At 58.1% G+C, this 248-nt stretch carries 1 protein-coding gene; it reads right to left on the bottom strand.

The window, feature by feature from the left end:
* On the bottom strand, positions 1 to 231 hold a 231-nt coding region (locus C7I36_RS17090), incomplete at its 3' end, for a hypothetical protein (protein ID WP_425445054.1).
* Positions 232 to 248: the final 17 nt, after the last annotated feature.

The following is a 248-nucleotide window of genomic DNA, read 5'->3' as shown; positions in this document are numbered from 1 at the left end:
GACCTTCGCAAGATCTATCAACTTCAGGTCATTGTGCAGGTAGGTGTTGGGCAGGGCCAGACTGGCCAGTGGAGAGGCCGCATTGCGCCAGCTTTGCATCCGGATGTGCCGGAACGGGGGTTGGTAACCCAGTTGTTTCAGCCTCCGATGCAGCCGACTCGGCTTTTTCCACTGCTTGAGCTGGATGCAGCGCAGTCGCCGTCTTAACCAACTCATTACCTGCTTCAGCACCCGCGCGCAGTTTGCCA

The sequence above is a fragment of the Zobellella taiwanensis genome, from assembly GCF_003012795.1.
Classification (GTDB): Bacteria; Pseudomonadota; Gammaproteobacteria; order Enterobacterales; family Aeromonadaceae; genus Oceanimonas; species Oceanimonas taiwanensis.
The sequence above is the reverse complement of the archived record's forward strand: the minus strand, read 5'-3'. Positions and strand labels throughout refer to the sequence as shown.